The organism is Patulibacter defluvii, assembly GCF_034096925.1.
GTDB classification, from domain to species: domain Bacteria; phylum Actinomycetota; class Thermoleophilia; order Solirubrobacterales; family Solirubrobacteraceae; genus Patulibacter; species Patulibacter defluvii.
In genome coordinates this window covers 50,062-65,730 of the sequence record NZ_JAWZSQ010000002.1, presented here as the reverse complement: position 1 = coordinate 65,730, position 15,669 = coordinate 50,062, and the positions used below count along the sequence as shown (strand labels likewise).

Annotated in this window: 12 protein-coding genes; 2 read left to right on the top strand and 10 right to left on the bottom strand. The window is 75.1% G+C overall.

Annotation, left to right across the window (positions count from 1 at the left end; translation table 11 throughout):
• Positions 1–117: 117 nt before the first annotated feature.
• The gene (locus SH587_RS02480) at positions 118–2,559 is read right to left on the bottom strand and encodes an aminotransferase class V-fold PLP-dependent enzyme (RefSeq protein WP_320668973.1); all 2,442 of its coding nucleotides are present in this window, start codon (positions 2,557–2,559) and stop codon (positions 118–120) included.
• A gap of 221 nt (positions 2,560–2,780) precedes the next feature.
• Between SH587_RS02480 and SH587_RS02475 the strand changes: the two genes are divergently transcribed.
• Positions 2,781–4,064, top strand: a complete 1,284-nt coding sequence (locus tag SH587_RS02475; protein ID WP_320668972.1) for an MFS transporter — start codon at positions 2,781–2,783, stop codon at positions 4,062–4,064.
• Here SH587_RS02475 and SH587_RS02470 read toward each other — a convergent pair.
• Genes SH587_RS02470 through SH587_RS02455 form a run of 4 tightly spaced genes read right to left on the bottom strand, consistent with a single transcriptional unit; the run spans position 4,036 to position 7,844 of the window.
• Complete coding sequence (locus SH587_RS02470; protein ID WP_320668971.1) at positions 4,036–5,046, bottom strand: phosphotriesterase family protein; 1,011 nt, start codon at positions 5,044–5,046, stop codon at positions 4,036–4,038. The genes SH587_RS02475 and SH587_RS02470 overlap by 29 nt on opposite strands.
• Entirely contained in the window at positions 5,043–6,119 is a 1,077-nt protein-coding gene (locus tag SH587_RS02465; RefSeq protein WP_320668970.1) for an ABC transporter ATP-binding protein, read from the bottom strand. The genes SH587_RS02470 and SH587_RS02465 overlap by 4 nt, the downstream gene beginning before the upstream one ends.
• Positions 6,116–6,952 (bottom strand): ABC transporter permease, encoded by an 837-nt coding sequence (locus SH587_RS02460; protein WP_320669282.1) that lies wholly within the window; start codon positions 6,950–6,952, stop codon positions 6,116–6,118. Before SH587_RS02460 ends, SH587_RS02465 begins: the two co-directional genes overlap by 4 nt.
• A 1-nt stretch (position 6,953) precedes the next feature.
• Complete coding sequence (locus tag SH587_RS02455; RefSeq protein ID WP_320668969.1) at positions 6,954–7,844, bottom strand: ABC transporter permease; 891 nt, start codon at positions 7,842–7,844, stop codon at positions 6,954–6,956.
• 208 nt (positions 7,845–8,052) lie between these two features.
• On the opposite strand from SH587_RS02455, the gene SH587_RS02450 reads away from it, so the two are divergent.
• Positions 8,053–9,669 (top strand): amidohydrolase, encoded by a 1,617-nt coding sequence (locus SH587_RS02450; protein ID WP_320668968.1) that lies wholly within the window; start codon positions 8,053–8,055, stop codon positions 9,667–9,669.
• A gap of 12 nt (positions 9,670–9,681) precedes the next feature.
• Here the strand turns inward: SH587_RS02450 and SH587_RS02445 are convergent, their stop codons facing one another.
• From SH587_RS02445 to SH587_RS02425, 5 genes are all read right to left on the bottom strand, one after another.
• Positions 9,682–11,238: a GMC oxidoreductase gene (locus SH587_RS02445; protein WP_320668967.1), complete on the bottom strand. Its 1,557-nt coding sequence runs from the start codon at positions 11,236–11,238 to the stop codon at positions 9,682–9,684.
• Positions 11,235–12,011 carry an amidohydrolase family protein gene (locus SH587_RS02440; RefSeq protein WP_320668966.1) on the bottom strand — a complete coding sequence of 259 codons (777 nt, stop codon included), beginning with the start codon at positions 12,009–12,011 and terminating at the stop codon, positions 11,235–11,237. The genes SH587_RS02445 and SH587_RS02440 overlap by 4 nt, the downstream gene beginning before the upstream one ends.
• Before the next feature lie 66 nt (positions 12,012–12,077).
• The gene (locus SH587_RS02435; RefSeq protein ID WP_320668965.1) at positions 12,078–13,283 is read right to left on the bottom strand and encodes a M24 family metallopeptidase; all 1,206 of its coding nucleotides are present in this window, start codon (positions 13,281–13,283) and stop codon (positions 12,078–12,080) included.
• An 83-nt stretch (positions 13,284–13,366) separates the two neighbouring features.
• Positions 13,367–14,524, bottom strand: coding sequence for an extracellular solute-binding protein (locus SH587_RS02430; RefSeq protein WP_320668964.1), 1,158 nt, complete (start codon positions 14,522–14,524; stop codon positions 13,367–13,369).
• Between the two features lie 105 nt (positions 14,525–14,629).
• Entirely contained in the window at positions 14,630–15,649 is a 1,020-nt protein-coding gene (locus SH587_RS02425) for a phosphotriesterase family protein (RefSeq protein WP_320668963.1), read from the bottom strand.
• Between the last annotated feature and the right edge of the window lie 20 nt (positions 15,650–15,669).

Genomic DNA, 15,669 nt, shown 5'->3' with positions numbered 1-15,669 from the left:
CCGGGGAGGGGCGAACGTCACTCACCCCCGGCCGCTGCCGCGGCCGTGTCACGAACGCCGCCGCGGGCGGGGGCGTCCGTGACACGGCGGGCCGGGACGGACCGCCGTGCGACGTTCTCAGTCGGCGGCGACGACCTCGCCGGCGAGCATCGCCGACGGGTCGAGGAAGGCGACGTCGGGCCGGGGGACGCCGGTCACGAGGTCGGCCAGCGCCTCGCCGACCGCCGGGCCGAACTTGAACGCGTGGCCGGAGCAGGCGGCGCCGACGAAGACGCCCGGCCGCTCGGGCACCGGCCCGATCGCGAACCGGTTGCGCGGGGCCATCGTGTAGCGGCAGGCGATCGCGTCGACGACCCCGCCGTCGGCCCCCGGGACGAACCGCCGGGCGAGCGCGTGCAGCCGCTCGACCTCGGCCGGCGTCACCGGCCGGCGGGGCGCGTCGAGGTCGTCGTCCGGTCCCTCGTCGAGGCCGACCTTGAGGCCGTCGCCGTCGAACGCCGGCAGGCCGAACAGCAGCCCGACGTCGGGCACGTCGACCGAGAAGAGGCCGAGCTGCGGCGGCGCGGTCCGCGCCGGGTCGGTCGCGGCGACGTTGATCGTCACGATCCGGATCACCCGCAGCAGCGCCGCGAACTCGGGCAGCAGCCGGCCGGTCCAGGGGCCGGCGCAGAAGACGACGCGGTCGGCGAGCACGCGCCCGGCCGGCGTGTGGAGCACGAAGCCCTCGCCGTCGGCCTCCCAGTCGAGGACCGGGGCGGCCTCGCGCCGCTCGACCCCGGCGCGGTCGCCCGCACCGCGCAGGGTCCGCATCGCCGCGGCGGCGTCGATCACGCCCGCGGCCGGATCGTGGATCACGTCGAAGCCGGGCTCCAGCCGCAGGCCGGGGAAGCGGGCGGCCGCCTGCTCGACGTCGACCGGCTCGCAGCCGGGGCCGCGGAGCGCGCCGCCGAGCGACGAGGGCCGCGCGTAGAGGCCCCCGAAGACATTCACCAGCGGCACGTCGGCGTCGGCCTGCAGCGCGCTCCAGGCGGCGTAGGCGCGGTCGACGAAGCCGTCCCAGACCGGCGCCGGGTAGGCGCGGCGGATCATCCGCGTGCGGCCGTGCGACGAGCCCTCCTGGTGACCGGGCCGGAACCGCTCGAGGCTGACGACGTCGACCCCGCGGCGGGCCAGCTGGAGGGCGGTCGCGGCCCCGTGGACCCCGTCGCCGACGACCACCACCTCGGCGTGGCGCGGCGTCCGCAGCGCCCAGGCGTGGCGCGGCGCCTCGTTCTCGTCGTCGGGCGCGGCGGCCCGCTGAGCCATCCCGTCGGGGCCGACCGGCGTCGCGACGACCCGGCGGCCGGCGGCGACCGGCGCCCCGCCCCGCAGGGCCTCCTCCAGCGCGTCGATGTCGTCGACGTCGTTGTAGACGTGGAACGACGCCCGCACGACCGCCTCGACGCCGCGGTGGCCCAGGTCCCACTGCCCGTGCGACGCCGGCACCACGACCACCCGCAGCCCCCGCTCCTGCAGGCGCGACTGGGTGACGCGCGGATCCTCGCCGTCGCGGACGAAGGTCACGATCCCGCCCCCGGCGGCCGGCGGATCGACCACCCGCACGCGCGGGATCTCGGCCAGCCGCTCGCGCAGCAGCCGGCCCAGCCGCTCGATGTGGGCGCTGACCGCGGGCACGCCGAGCGCCAGCGCCTCGGCCAGCGCGACGCCCATCCCCAGCCGCAGGGCGTGCGACGCCTCCCAGGTCTCGAACCGCCAGGCGGTCGGGTGGAGGTCGAAGGCGCGCTCGGCCGTCCAGACCGCGCCGCGGACGTCGGGCGCCGGCGGCCGCAGCCGGTCGCGGATGCCGGGGGCGACGTACAGCAGCCCGGTGCCGCGGGGCCCGCGGAGGAACTTGCGCCCGGTGGTGAAGAGCAGGTCGCAGGCGATCCGCTCGACGTCGACCGGCAGCTGGCCGACCGACTGGGTCGCGTCCAGCAGGTAGGGCACGCCGGCCGCGCGGGCCAGCAGGCCGACCTCGGCGACCGGCTCGACCAGCCCGGACGAGGTCGGCACGTGCGAGACGGTCACCAGCGCCGCCGGCCGGCGGAGGGCGGCCTCGAGCCGCTCGAGGTCGATCCGGCCGCCGTCGTCGGAGGGGACGATCTCGATCTCGATCCCCCGCACCCGCTCCAGCTCGAGCAGGTTGAGGGCCGAGCTGACGTAGCTCGACCGGCCGACCAGCACCCGGTCGCCGGGGGCCAGGTGGAGGGCGTCGATCGCCCGCTGCCAGGCGACGGTGGCGCTCTCGACCTGGGCGATGTCCTCTGCGCGCGCGTTGAGCAGCGCCGCCGCCTGCGCGTAGACGCCCTCGATCCGCGGGCGGACCGCGGCGGCCGCCTCGTAGCCGCCCATCCGCGCCTCCAGCCGCAGGTGGCGGATGACGGTGTCGAGCACCGCCTCGGAGGCGAGCGCGGCGCCGGCGGCGTTCAGGTGGTGCCCGTGGGCCGCGCCGGGCGTGCGGCGGCGCTCGGCCGCGACGTCGATCGGCGGCAGCTCCGCGGGAGGCACGGCGTCGCTCACCGCGGGCTCCCGCCGTCACGCGCCGGGCCGACGGGCCGCCCACGGCGGCCGTGGCCCTGACGAGGCCTATGTCGTCGCGACGGAGCGCTCATCGGATCCGAACTCTACCACTTTGGATACAACCTTTGGAGATCGGGACCCGCACACCCGGTCCGTCCGGGGGCGAATCGAGGCCCTTCCGGTGGTTGGATGCAGACACGTTGTGATTGTATCCGTTTCAGGTGAGCGCATCGGCCCCTTCTCCGTCCCGCCGCTGGTCGCCCGCGGCGCTGACGCCCGCCACCACGATCGGGGCGGCGTTCTGGCCGGTCTTCGCCGCCTCGCTGCTCTCCTGCCTGGCCAACGGCGCCTCGACCCCGGTGCTGCCGCTGTTCGTGCGCGAGGAGCTGGGCGGCAGCGCCACCACCGTCGGCCTGGTGGTCGGCGCCGGCCCGATCGTCGCCGTCGTCCTGCGGCCCGTGGTCGGGGTGCTGGCCGACCGCTGGGGCCGCCGCCGGGTGACGATCGCCGGCGCCGTGATCAGCGTGGTCGGGATGGGGGTGCTGCTGGTCGCGGCCTCGGCCGTCGGCGGCGCCGCCGGGCGCGTGCTGCACGGGATCGGCGGCGCGGCGATCAACCTCGGGACGATGGCCTGGCTGGTCGACACCGCGCTGCGGCACGCGCGCGGGCGGGTCCTCAGCATCTTCGGCCTCAGCATCTGGATCGGGCTCGCGCTCGGCCCGCCGCTCGGCGAGACGCTCCGCCACGAGCTCGGGTTCTCGGCCGTCTGGACCGCCTGCGCGCTGCTCTCGGCCGCGGCGCTGCTCTGCGTCGTGCCGCTGCGCGAGCCGCCGCGGCCGGAGGCCGACCACGGGGCGCGGCCCGGCGCCTGGCGCGACGTGCTGCGGCCGGTCGCCCGCCCCGCCGGGGTCGCGGCGATCGCCTTCGCCGGCGAGTCGGTGATCCTGACCTTCCTCGTCCTGCACCTGCGCGGCGAGGGGCTGCCCGAGGGCGGCGTGACCGGCGCGGCCAGCGTCTACACGATCTTCGCCGCCAGCGTGATCGCCGCCCGGGTGCTGCTCGGCGGCCTGCCCGACCGGATGGGCCCGACCCGGACCGCGACCGCCTCGCTGGTGCTGCTGGCGCTCGGCCTGGCCGTGCTCGGGCTCGCGTCGACCTGGGGCGTGGCGGCGCTCGGGGCGGCGCTGGTCGGGTTCGGGTTCTCGCCGCTCTACCCGTCGCTGGTGATGCTGGCCACCGACGGCCTCCATCCCGCCCAGCGCGCGGCGGGGATCGGCGTCTTCGCCGGCTGCATCGACCTCGGGATCGCGCTCGGGGCGCTGCTCGGCGGCGTGATCGCGGCCCACTGGGACGAGGGCGCCGTCTTCGGGGCGGCGGCGCTCGTGCAGCTCGCCGGGCTGGTGCTGCTGCGGCGCGGCGGCGACGCGCCGCGACCCCCGGCCGGGCCGCCGGTCGCGGCCCCGCCGCTGCCGCCGGTCAGCGATCCAGCAGCCGCGCCGGGTTGACGACCAGCATCCGGTCGATCGCGGCCTGCTCGACGCCGCGCCGGCGCAGCTCGGGCACGATCCGCCGCAGCAGGTGGTCGTAGCCCATCCCGCCGTAGGCCCGCAGCTGGGTCTTGGTCCAAACCGAGCAGCCCATCACGCAGCGGTCGACCAGCGCCGGGTCGGCGGCGAGCATCGCGACGAAGAGGTCGAGCCGCTCGGCGTCGGTCGGGTCCTTGTAGCCGTCGCGATAGTAGGCCTCGTTGCCGAAGCACCACTCGAGCGTCGCGCCCGCGGCCGCCAGCTCGCCGAGGTAGCCGGCGTCGAGGAACTCGTCGACGTTGCCGAAGATCACCTGCTGCGCCGGGCAGCCGGCGGCGAGGACCGCCTCCAGCACCTCGGGCCCGCGGCGGGCCGCCGGGTCGAGCCGGATCGTCAGCGGCGCGCCGGTCGCGCCGGCCGCCGCCGCGGTCGCCCGCAGGACCCGCGACTCCGAGGGCGTGATCGGCTCGCTGGTGCCGACGATCCCGACGATCCCGGCGCGGAAGCCGGCGTCCTCCAGCTCGTCCTCGAGCGCTGCCACGAAGCGGGCGGCGAGGGCGTCGTCGTCGAGCCCGGCGACCCACGACGGGTGCGGCCGGTCCAGGTACATCCCGACCCCGGCGACCACGTGCATCCCGCTGCGGCGGGCGATCTCCGGCAGCCGCCGCGGATCCGCGCCGAGCCCCCACGAGGTCAGGTCGACGACCGCCCGCTGGCCCAGCTCGGCGGCGTGGCCGAGCTCGCGGACGGCCAGGTCGGGGTCGTCGAGGACCAGGTTGTCCTCCAGCCCGAGCAGGTTCCAGCGCAGGAAGCCGAGCGTCTCGATCGAGACCGTCGTGCCCGGCGGGGTCTCGTCGCGGGCGGGCGAGTGGAGCACCCGGGCGTCGCTGACCAGGTGCTCGTGCATCGAGGTCGGCCCCAGCTCGTCGGGCGCGATCGGCCCGAGCACCGTCTCGATCATGCGCTGGCGATCATCGGTACCGCGGCGTCCGGCGACGGCGGCCGCTCCTCGGCCAGCACGTGGATCGCGTCGACCGTGCGCAGGCCGAGGGTCACCATCGCCCCGGGCGCCAGCGACGCCGCGTCGGCCCACGAGGGCAGCGTCGCGATCAGCCGTCCGAGCGTCTCGTGCTCGACGTCCAGCCGGTAGCGGGTGCCCTGGTAGCTGGCGGTCAGCACCCGCACGCGCAGCGTCGGGGCGCCGGCCGGGGCGTTCTCGGCCAGCGCGAAGTCCTCGGGACGGACCACGGCGGTCCCGCTCCGTGCCTCGACCGGGGCGTCGAAGCCGACCATCCGCCCGTCGCGGACCTCGACCAGGTTCGCCTCGCCGAGGAACTGGGCGGCGAAGATCGTCTCCGGCCGCCGGTAGAGCGTCTCGGGATCGGAGAGCTGCTCGAGCCGGCCGTCGCGCATGATCGCGACCCGGTCCGACATCGTCAGCGCCTCGGTCTGGTCGTGGGTGACGGCGACGGTGGTGACGCCGACCTCGGCCTGGATCCGCTTGATCTCCAGCTGCATCGACTCGCGCAGCTGCTTGTCGAGCGCGGCCATCGGCTCGTCGAGCAGCAGCACGCTCGGCGACGGGGCCAGCGCCCGCGCCAGCGCGATCCGCTGCTGCTGGCCGCCGGAGAGCGACCGCACCGGCCGGTCGGCGGTGCCGCCGAGCTGGACCAGCTCCAGCATCCGCTCGACGATCGCCCGCCGCTCGGCCTTGGCGACCTTGCGGGTCATCAGCGGGAAGGCGACGTTCTCCCCCACCGTCATGTGCGGGAAGAGCGCGTAGGACTGGAAGACCAGCCCGATGTCGCGGTCGTGCGGGGGCCGCTTCTCGACCGACTCGCCGCCGAAGCGGACCCGCCCGTCGACCGTCGGCACCAGGCCGGCGACGACGTTGAGGGTGGTGGTCTTGCCCGACCCGGAGGGGCCCAGCAGCGTCACGAACTCCCCCGGGGCGACGTCGAGCGAGACGTCGTGCAGGATGTCGTTGCCGCCCAGGCTGACCCGGACCTCCTCCAGCTCCAGACGGACGCTCATGCGGCGCCACCTCCTCGGGACGGCGCCGCCATGCGACGCATGATCAACGAGCCGATGCCCAGGACGGCGATCGCCAGCAGGGTGATCATCGTGGACACGGCCGACAGGGTGGGCGCGATCGACTCGGACGCCTCGCGGAAGATCTGCTGGGCGAGGGTCACCTCCTCGACCGGCGAGAGGAAGATCGCCAGCGTCGCCTCGTCGAAGCAGGTGGCGAAGGCGAAGATCCAGCCGCCGAGGATCGCGACCCGGATCAGCGGCAACTCGATCTTCCAGAGGATCGTCGGCCAGCGCGCGCCCATCGTCGCGGCGGCCGCGGTCAGCCGCTGGTCGACCATCGAGAGCGCCCCGGCCACCACCACGTAGACGAGCGGGAAGGTGATCGTCGCCTGCGACATCGCCAGCGGCAGCGTCGAGTCGGCCAGCGGCTCCGGCATCCGCAGGAACAGCTGGTAGACGCCGAGCGCGTAGGAGACGTAGGGCAGCGCCAGCGGCAGGATGAAGAGGCTGCGCATCACGTTGGTGCTGCGCCCGACCGCCAGCCGCCGCATCCCGAGCGCGGTCGCCGTGCCCATGATCGTGGCGAGGATGCTGGCCTGGAAGCTGATCTTGACCGAGGTCCAGAACGGGCCGGTCCAGGTGTCGTCGGCGAAGGCCTGCTCGTACCACTGGAGCGAGAAGCCCTTGGGCGGGAACTCGAGCAGCTGGTCGGAGGTCCACGAGGTCGGGACCACGATGATCAGCGGCACGAGCATGAAGAAGCCGAGGACGATCCCCAGCACGACGAACGGCCGCCGGGCGTAGCCCAGGCCGATGCGGATCTCGTCGCCCATCTCAGCCACGCCCCCACTGCTCGCTGACCTTGAACACCCGGTCGGCGACCGCGTAGATCACCAGCACGATCACCAGCAGGAAGATGCTCATCGCCGCGGCGAGGCCCTCCTCCCCCGGGGTGTTGAACGCCCCGCCGATCAGGCCCGAGACCATCGGCGCCGTCGGGCTGCCGAGCAGCTGCGGCGTGACGTAGAAGCCGAGCGACATCACGAACACCAGCACGGCGCCGGCCATGATCCCCGAGCGCAGCTGCGGCAGCACCACCGACCAGAGGACCCGGAACGGCTTCGCGCCGAGCACCCGCGCCGCCCGCAGGTGCATCGGGTCCAGCTGGCGGACGGCGGCGAAGACCGGCAGCACCACGTAGGGCAGCATCACGTGGACCATCGCCGGATAGGGCGCCAGCGTCGTCTGGAAGACGTCGAGCGGCGCCTCGCGCAGGCCGATCGCGTGGAGCAGGTCGTAGAGCGGCCCGCTCGGCAGGTAGAGCAGGATCCAGCCGTAGGACCGCACCAGCAGCGAGGTCCAGAAGAGGGTGAAGAGGCAGATCAGCAGGATCACCGCCACCCACTTCGGCGCCACCGCCAGCGCGATCGCGTAGATCGTGCCGAAGAAGAGCGTCAGGACGGAGATCGTGAAGGCCAGCAGCACGGTCCGCAGCATCGACTCGCGGAAGACCGTGTCGTCGATCGCCTTGCCGAAGCCGCCGCCGTCGATCGCGACGTAGAGCAGGAAGCCCAGCGGGACCACCAGCATCAGGATCAGCAGCGTGATCGGCGGGATCAGCAGCCAGAGGGCGCCGCTGCCGCCGAGCGCGCCGCGCAGCCGCCGAGCGGGCGCACCGGGAGCCGGGGCGGGGGCCGCGGCCGGCGAGGCGAGCGCTTCAGCCATGGGCACGCTCGGATTTCGGGAGCACGCGCGTGAGGGACATGGGATCGTTCGGGTCGGGGTGACGCGGCCGGTTCATTGGATCCACGTTGCGTCTTCATGGATCCAAGCAAGCAGCAAGGTACCGCGTGCGGGGAGGGGTTTCAAGCGTGACGCCTCCGGTCGACGGTCATGGGTATGCAATCTGGCTCAGATTGGATACGTTCGACGCATGGCTGCTGCTGCTCTGGTCGTCACCGGCGATCTCGTCACGATGGATCCCGCCCGCCCCCGCGCCCGCGCGGTCGCCGTCGTCGACGGGCGGATCGCCGCGGTCGGGACCCGCGACGAGGCGCTCGCCGCGGTCCCGGCGGGGACCCGCGAGCTGGCGCTGCCGGGGACGGTCCTGCCCGGGTTCATCGACTCGCACGTGCACATGCTGTGGGGCGGCCGCGAGGCGGACCGGGTCGACGTCTCCTCCTCCCGCAGCGTCCCCGAGCTGCTCGACCGGATCGCCGCCCACGCCGCCGCCCACCCCGGCTCGGGCTGGCTGGCGGGCTCGGCCGGCCTCGATCCCGAGGACCTGGCCGAGGGCCGCTTCCCGACCCGCGACGAGCTCGACGCCGCCAGCGGCGGCCGGCCGCTGTTCCTCGACCGCCGCTCCCACGACGCGCTCGTCAACGGCGCGGCGCTGCGGGCGGCCGGGATCGACCGCGACGCGTCCGACCCGGTCGGCGGCGTGATCGAGCGCGACGCCGCCGGCGAGCCGACCGGGTTCCTGGTCGAGCGGCCGGCGGCCGAGCTGGTCGAGCGGCTGCTGCCGACGCCCGGCGCCGACGACCGCGCCCGCTGGCTGGCGGCGATCCAGCCGCGCTTCCTGCGGGCCGGGATCACCAGCATCGTCGACCCGGCGCTGCTGCCCGAGGAGCTGCTGGCCTACCGCGCCGCGGCCGAGGACGGCCGGCTGACGGTCCGCACGACCGCGATGCCGCTCGGCGACGGCGAGGTGCCGCCGGTCGAGCGCGAGCGCGCGTTCCTCGACGCCGGCCTGGCGCTCGACGACCGCGACGGCGACGTGCTGCGGATCGGGCCCTGGAAGCTCTTCCTCGACGGCGGCGGCTCGCTCGGCACCGCGCTGCTCGACGAGCCGTGGCCCGGCACCGACGGCTACCACGGCAACCAGACCACGGAGACCGCGGCGCTGCGGGCCTACGCGCTGCGGGCGGCCGAGACCGGCCAGGGGCTCGGCGTCCACTGCGTCGGGACCGCGGCGATCGAGCTCTGCCTCGACGCCTTCGCCGCCGCCGACGCCGTCCGTCCGATCCGCGACCTCGGGTTCACGCTGATCCACGCCTACCTGTGGCCGACCGCGGCCCAGATGGCCCGGACCCGCGAGCTGGGCGTGCTGGTCGCCACCCAGTCGCTGCTGCAGTACTCGTTCGGCCCCGGGCTGATCCGGCGCTGGGGCGAGGAGCGGACCGGCCGCGCGCACCCGCTGCGCAGCTGGCTGGAGGCCGGCGTCACGGTCGGCGGCGGCTCCGACGGGCCGGGCAGCGACGCGATCGACCCGCTGGTGGCGTTCTGGCAGATGCAGCGGCGGACGGTCGCCGGCCGCGACGACCCGATCGGCCCCGACGAGGCGCTGAGCGCCGAGCAGGCGGTCTCGCTCTTCACCACCGGCGCGGCGACGATCGCCCGCGCCGAGGACCGCGGCCGGCTGGTGCCCGGCGCCGTCGCCGACCTGGTCGCCTGCGACGTCGACCCGCTGACCGCCAGCCCCGAGGCCTGCCGCGACGGCGCCGTGCTGGCGACGCTGGTCGGCGGCCGGATCGTCCACGACGCCCGCTGAGGGCGGCGCGGCTCAGCCCTCCCGCAGCAGCGCGGCCCGCCGCCGAGCCGCGCGCCAGGCCAGCGCCTCGATCGTCTGCGTCGGCCCGCGGCCGCCGCTGGTCGGGAAGGTCGACGACCCCAGCACCACCAGCCCCGGCGCGCCGTGGGCGACGCCGTGCCCGTCGACGACGGCCGTCGCCGGGTCGGCGCCCATCCGCGTGCCGCCGTAGAGGTGGGTGCCGAGCGGCTGCGGCGCCGGTGGGGCCGCCCAGGTGCGCGCGGCGCCGGCGGCCCGCAGCCACTCGGCCATCCGCGCCATCAGGAACGCCGCCCGCCGCCGGTCGTCGTCGGCCAGCCCGTGGTGAATCAGCAGCACCGGCCGCCCGAGCGGGTCGCGGCGGCGGCCGTCCAGCTCCAGCCGGTGGTCGTCGCGCGGCAGCTGCTCGGGCTGGGCCCAGACCGTCCCGATGCTCGCGCCGTGACGGTCGATCCCGTCGCGGGCCCGCAGCTCCGGCGGCGCGTCGGGATCGGCGAGCGAGGCGGCGACCCCGGTCCGCCACGCCATCCCGCGCGGGCCGCTCATCGCCGCCTGCACGATCGACCCGCCGAGGAACCCGAGCCCGGCGTGGTCGAAGCGGTCTCCGTCGAGCTCGGCGACCGCCGTCGCCTCGGCCGCGGTGCCGGCGTCGCGGCCCAGGTCCTCGCCGGGGAACCAGCCGTGGACCGCCAGCAGGTTGTGGGCCATGAAGTGACGGCCGAGCGCCGCGCCGCCCGGCCCGCCCGCGGTGGCGGCGAGCAGCAGCAGGCGGACGTTCTCCGGCACCCCGCCGGCGAGCACGACGGTGCGGGCGCGGTGCTCGCGCTCGACGCTGCCGCGGCGGACCCGGACCCCGACCACGTCGCCGTCGGGCCCGAGCAGCAGCGCGGTCGCCGCGGCGCCGGTCTCGACGGTCAGCTGGTCGCGGCCGCGGACCGGATCGAGCAGGCCACGGGCGTCGGGCGTGCGGGTCGCGGGGGCGGCGAACGGCCGCCAGCCGCGGTCGCGGGCGGCGTCGGCCATCCGCGCGGTCCAGTCGCCGCGGGCCCGCGGGGGCGCCAGCGGCGGAGCGTCCCGCTCGTCCGGGGCGCGCTCGCCGTCGACCTCGAGCAGCGCCTCGATCCGGTCGTGGAAGGGCGCCAGCTCGGCGGCGGCGAGCGGCCAGTCGGCGACCGTCGAGCCGGCCGGCAGCGCGTCGCGGCCGTAGCGGCGGAGGCTGGCGCTGCGGGCGACGTGGGTCCACGGGTCGAGCCGGTAGCTCTGGGCCGCCGCCAGCTGCTTGGCCCCGCCGACGGCGTTCAGGCCCGCGGGCGGCCCGGGCGCCGGGCGGTCGGGCCGGCCGGCGATCGTCGGCGCCGGGGCGACGAGCGCCGAGCGGCTGGTCGCCCGCCGCGGATCGGCCGGTCCGGCCTCGAGCGCGTGGACGCGGAGCCCCGCGGCGGCGAGCACGCGGGTGGCGACCAGGCCGGCCGGCCCCAGGCCGACCACCAGCACGTCCGGCGCCGACGCCGTGCGGCGCCGCACCGGCTCCGCGGGCGAACCGGCGGTCACGCCGCGCCGCCGACCTCCAGGCCGAGCAGCCGCGCCATGTTGCCGCCCTCGACCAGCGCGCGGTCGGCCGGATCCTCGATCGCCTTCGCCAGCTTCATCCGCTCGAGGTCGAAGTCGTGGCCGGGCCACTCGGTGCCCATCACGATCTGGCGCGGCCCGAGCCGCCCGTAGGCGCGGCGGACGTCGGCCAGGATCGTGCACGAGGTGTCCAGGTAGACGTGCTCGTTGCGCTCGGCGACGATGATCGCCTCGGGCACGTTCCAGGTCGCGCCCATGTGGGCGATGATCGTCGGCACGCCGGGGAAGTGCTTGGCGACCTCCTCGATCGCCAGCGGCGCGCAGAAGGCGTCGTCGAGCGCGTTGATCAGCACCATCAGGCCGCGCTCCTCGCAGACGCGGAAGAGCGGGTCGAGCAGCCCGTGGTCGGCGACGTGGTAGCCGTGCAGCGAGGGGTGCAGCTTGAGCCCGCGGAGGCCGTGGTCGGCGATCCAGTGGACGGTCGCCTCGGCGTCGTCGTCGGCCGGGTTCACCTGCCCGAAGCCGAAGAAGCGGTCGGCGTGGGCGGCGGCCAGGTCGGCGATGAACTGGTTCTCGATCCGCTGGGCGAGCGAGCAGATCATCGCCATGTCGACCCCGGCCGCGTCCATCCGGGTCAGGATCCGCTGGGGGTCGAACGGCACGTGCTCCGGCGGCGGATCGCCGCGACGCGCCCCGGTCAGGAAGTCCGATCGCCCGCGGACGTTCTGGGTCGTGTTGTACGCGTCGATGATCACGGATCGAGGATACACATCCGCGAAGATTGGATCCACATCACCGGATCCGGGACCGCGCTCCGCGGCTCACCACCAGCGCGCCGGGCAGGACGCGGTCAGCACCTCGTTGTGGTGCTCGTGGACGATGATCGCCTCCTCGTGGCTGATCCCGCCGCTCTCGGGCGTGCCCATCACGATCTCCAGCGCCAGCACCTGGCCGACCTCGATCGGCGCGGTCGACCCGGCGGCGACGAACGGGCCCTCGGTCGTCAGGCCGAGCTGGTGGCCGAACATCGGCACGAAGCCCTCGAAGTACCCGTGGGGCGGGTGCCCGCGCTCGGTCAGGAAGGCGGTGCCCGCGTCGTGGACCTGCGCGTGGGTGACGCCGGGCCGGACGGTCGCGATCAGGTGGTCGATCAGGTCGACCGCCTGCTGCAGCACCTCCGCCTGGGCGTCGGTCGCCGGCTGGCCGACGGAGGCCGAGCGCGCCAGGTCGCAGTAGTAGCCGAGCACCGGGCCGAAGCCGTCGACCCGGATCAGGTCGCCGGCGGCGAGCGGCCGGCGGGCGTCGAACGACGGGATCCCGCGCGGCGCGTTCGGCCGGCAGGGCAGGCCGGAGCCGATCACGACGTCGTCGGGGAAGCCGCCCCCGGCCAGCAGCACCGGCAGGCCGATCGCCACCAGGTCGGCCTCGGTCCGGCCCGGCTCGGCGGCCTCGACCATCGCCCCGATCCAGGCCGCGCCGACCCGCGACGCGTGCCGCAGCAGCTCCAGCTCGGCCGGACTCTTGACCCGGTGCAGCGGCTCGACGATCCGGTCGGCCGGGGCCCAGGTCACCGGATCGGCCGCGCCCAGCGCGGCCTCGATCGCGCGCCGCTGGCGGTCGAGGAACGCCCCCTCGCCGGCGATCCCGACCCGCTTGCCGGCCAGGCCCGCGTCGCGGAGGGCGGCGGCGACGCCGGCGGTCACCGACTCGACCGTGCGGGCGTCGGCGACGTTCAGGTCGCTCGGCGGCACCCGCTGGTCGAGGACCAGGATCGGCTCGCCGTCGACCGGCAGCACGAGGGCCGAGAAGCCCTTGTCGCCGAACGGCGCCGCCGCGGCGAAGCCCGACTGGTGGTCGGCCAGCCAGCGGGCCGCCCACGACCAGTTGACGCTGCCCCACGCCAGCAGGCCGTCGAGGCCGGCGGCGGCGATCGCCTCGCGGGTGCGGGCGCGACGGGCCGCGAACTCCTCCACCGGCACCGGCGGCGGCGCGTCGTGGACGGTCGGGGCGATCGGAGCTCGGAGCATGGCGTGGCCCTCCGGGGCCGGAGCGGAAGCGGGCGGGCGGGCAGAGCGCGGCTCCCGGACCCCGGTCCGGGAGCCGCCGAAGCTCAGGAGAAGAGCTTCTTGTTGTCGTCCAGCAGCGCGGCCTCGTTGTCGGCCAGCCACTGGATGTCCGGCTTGGCGACCGTGCGACCGGGCGCGTTCGGCAGCGCGTCCCGCTCGGCCGCGGTCAGCAGGTCGAAGACGCGGTCGTCGGTCGGGCCGTAGGTGGTCCGCTTGCAGAACTCGGCCTGCAGCTCCGGCTGGGCGCACCAGGCGGCGAGCGCCAGCACCGCGTCCATGTCGGGCGCGTCCGGCATCACGTTGGCCGAGTTCGGCTGCAGGATCGGCACCATGTCCCAGAGGATCTCGGTCTTGACGCCCTTCAGCGCCAGGCCCTTCCACATCCCGTTCGGGCCGAACGAGATCGAGACGCTCTTCGAGGTCAGGAACGACTGGGCCTGGGGGAACTGGTTGTAGATCAGCAGGTCGGGCAGGATCGACTTGATCTTGTGGTGGGCCCGCTCGATGTCGAGCGGGTACAGCTCGTCCGGGTTGACGCCGTCGGCCATCAGCGCGGCCTCGCGCGTGCCCGGGGTGTAGGAGACGCCCGGCCACGAGCGCTTGCCCGGGAACTTCTTGGTGTCGAAGAAATCGGCCCAGGTCCGCGGGCCCTCGCCCTTGAAGGTGCCCGGCAGCGTCGCGGGGACGTAGCCGACGTAGAACGACTGGAAGTTGTACGGCTGGTACTTCGGGTCGAGCGACGGCGCGTAGGCGATCTCGGGGATCTTCGGCAGCGGCTTCTTGCCGCTCTCGAGCGCGGTCAGCGCCTCGGCCGGCGAGCCGTGGAAGGCGTCCCACTTGGCCGGCGTCTTGCCCGCCAGCTGGTCGTTGCCGAGGTTGCCGGGGATGTCGACCGGCACCACGCGGACGCCGGTCCGCTTCTGGAACGTGTCCCAGAACGCCGCCTTGCGCGCGTCCTCGGTGGTGCCGCCGTACTGCCCCCAGACGACCCTCTTCGAGGTGATCTTGTCGAGCAGCGCCTTCAGCTCGGGCGACTCGTTGCCCGCCGCCTTCGCGGCCGTCCCGGTCGTCGACGTCTTGCTGTCGCCGCAGGCGGCGAGCAATGGACCCGCGACGAGCGCCCCCGCGCCGATCCCGGCGCGCTTGAGCAGGCTGCGACGAGAGATATCGCCGAGCCCACCCGCGAGATGTCGGTCAGTCATGTGCACAGCTTCCCATGTCTTGGATGCGATTTGGACTTTTTTGGATGCGATCTTGGTCGAGTATCCCGCGCGCCGGCGATCGGCCGCTTGTCCGGCCGTACAGACCTAGGGCCGATCGAGCAGCCGCCGCGGCGTGTCGACCAGGATCCGTTCGACGGCCGCCTCGTCGCCCCCGCAGTACCAGGTGATCGCCGGCGCGACGCGGCGGAACAGGTGCTCGTAGCCGGCCCCGCCGTTGTGGCGCAGGTTGGCCTGGGCCCAGACGTCGCAGCCGAGCACGATCTGGTCGGCGTAGCCCGCGCTCAGCAGGTGCTCGAGCGCGTCCAGCCGCTCGACGTCGGTCGGGTTCCGGGCCCGGCTCAGCGTCGAGTAGAAGAACTCCGAGCCGAAGGTGTCGAGCTCCAGCACCGCGCCGGTCTCGGCGACCGCGTCGTGGTAGCCGCGGTCGATCCGCTCGTCCATGTGGCTGAGGATGATCCGGTCGGCCGGCATCCCCTCGGCGGTCAGCCGCGCGACCACGTCGAGCCCGTCAGCGCCGCGCCAGGAGAGGTGGACGTTGACCGCCGCGCCCGACTCCGCGCCGGCCCGGCCGGCCCCCTCGACCACCCGCCACTCGTCGACGGTCGGCGGGTGGTTGGTGCCGATCTCGCCGATCAGCGCCGGCCGGACCCCGGTCCCGTCGAGCCCCTCGTCGAGGTCGCGCAGGATCGACGCCGCGATCTCGTCGACCGACATCGTCCGCAGCTCCGGCGGGTGCAGCTCCTCGACGTAGAAGCCGCAGCCGACCGCGATCTGGACGCCGCTGCGGCGCGAGACCTCGATCAGGTCGGCCGTCCGCCGGCCCATCCCGGTGACGGTCAGGTCGACGACCGTCCGCCCGCCCGCGGCGTGGACCGCCCGCAGCTCGTCGACCGCCACGTCGGGGTCGTGCAGCACCAGGTTGTCCGGCGTGTGGAGGCCGTTCCAGCGCAGGTGCGCCTGGGCCTCGGCCGTGATCGGCCCCTCCCACGGCTCGCCGCCGTCCTGCTTGGCCCAGACCCGCAGGTCGGAGAAGACGTGCTCGTGCATCGACGTCGGCCCCAGGTCCTGCGGGTCGATCGGGCCGAGGACGGTGTGGATCGGCATGCGGGCGCCCTCCTTCGGGC

Bases quoted from the DNA above. Each gene is read 5' to 3' on its own strand.
- SH587_RS02470 (WP_320668971.1), bottom strand. From the start codon at position 5,046: ATGATCGAGACGGTGCTCGGGCCGATCGCGCCCGACGAGCTGGGGCCG.
- SH587_RS02465 (WP_320668970.1), bottom strand. From the start codon at position 6,119: ATGAGCGTCCGTCTGGAGCTGGAGGAGGTCCGGGTCAGCCTGGGCGGC.
- SH587_RS02460 (WP_320669282.1), bottom strand. From the start codon at position 6,952: ATGGGCGACGAGATCCGCATCGGCCTGGGCTACGCCCGGCGGCCGTTC.
- SH587_RS02455 (WP_320668969.1), bottom strand. From the start codon at position 7,844: ATGGCTGAAGCGCTCGCCTCGCCGGCCGCGGCCCCCGCCCCGGCTCCC.
- SH587_RS02450 (WP_320668968.1), top strand. From the start codon at position 8,053: ATGGCTGCTGCTGCTCTGGTCGTCACCGGCGATCTCGTCACGATGGAT.
- SH587_RS02435 (WP_320668965.1), bottom strand. From the start codon at position 13,283: ATGCTCCGAGCTCCGATCGCCCCGACCGTCCACGACGCGCCGCCGCCG.
- SH587_RS02430 (WP_320668964.1), bottom strand. From the start codon at position 14,524: ATGACTGACCGACATCTCGCGGGTGGGCTCGGCGATATCTCTCGTCGC.
- SH587_RS02425 (WP_320668963.1), bottom strand. From the start codon at position 15,649: ATGCCGATCCACACCGTCCTCGGCCCGATCGACCCGCAGGACCTGGGG.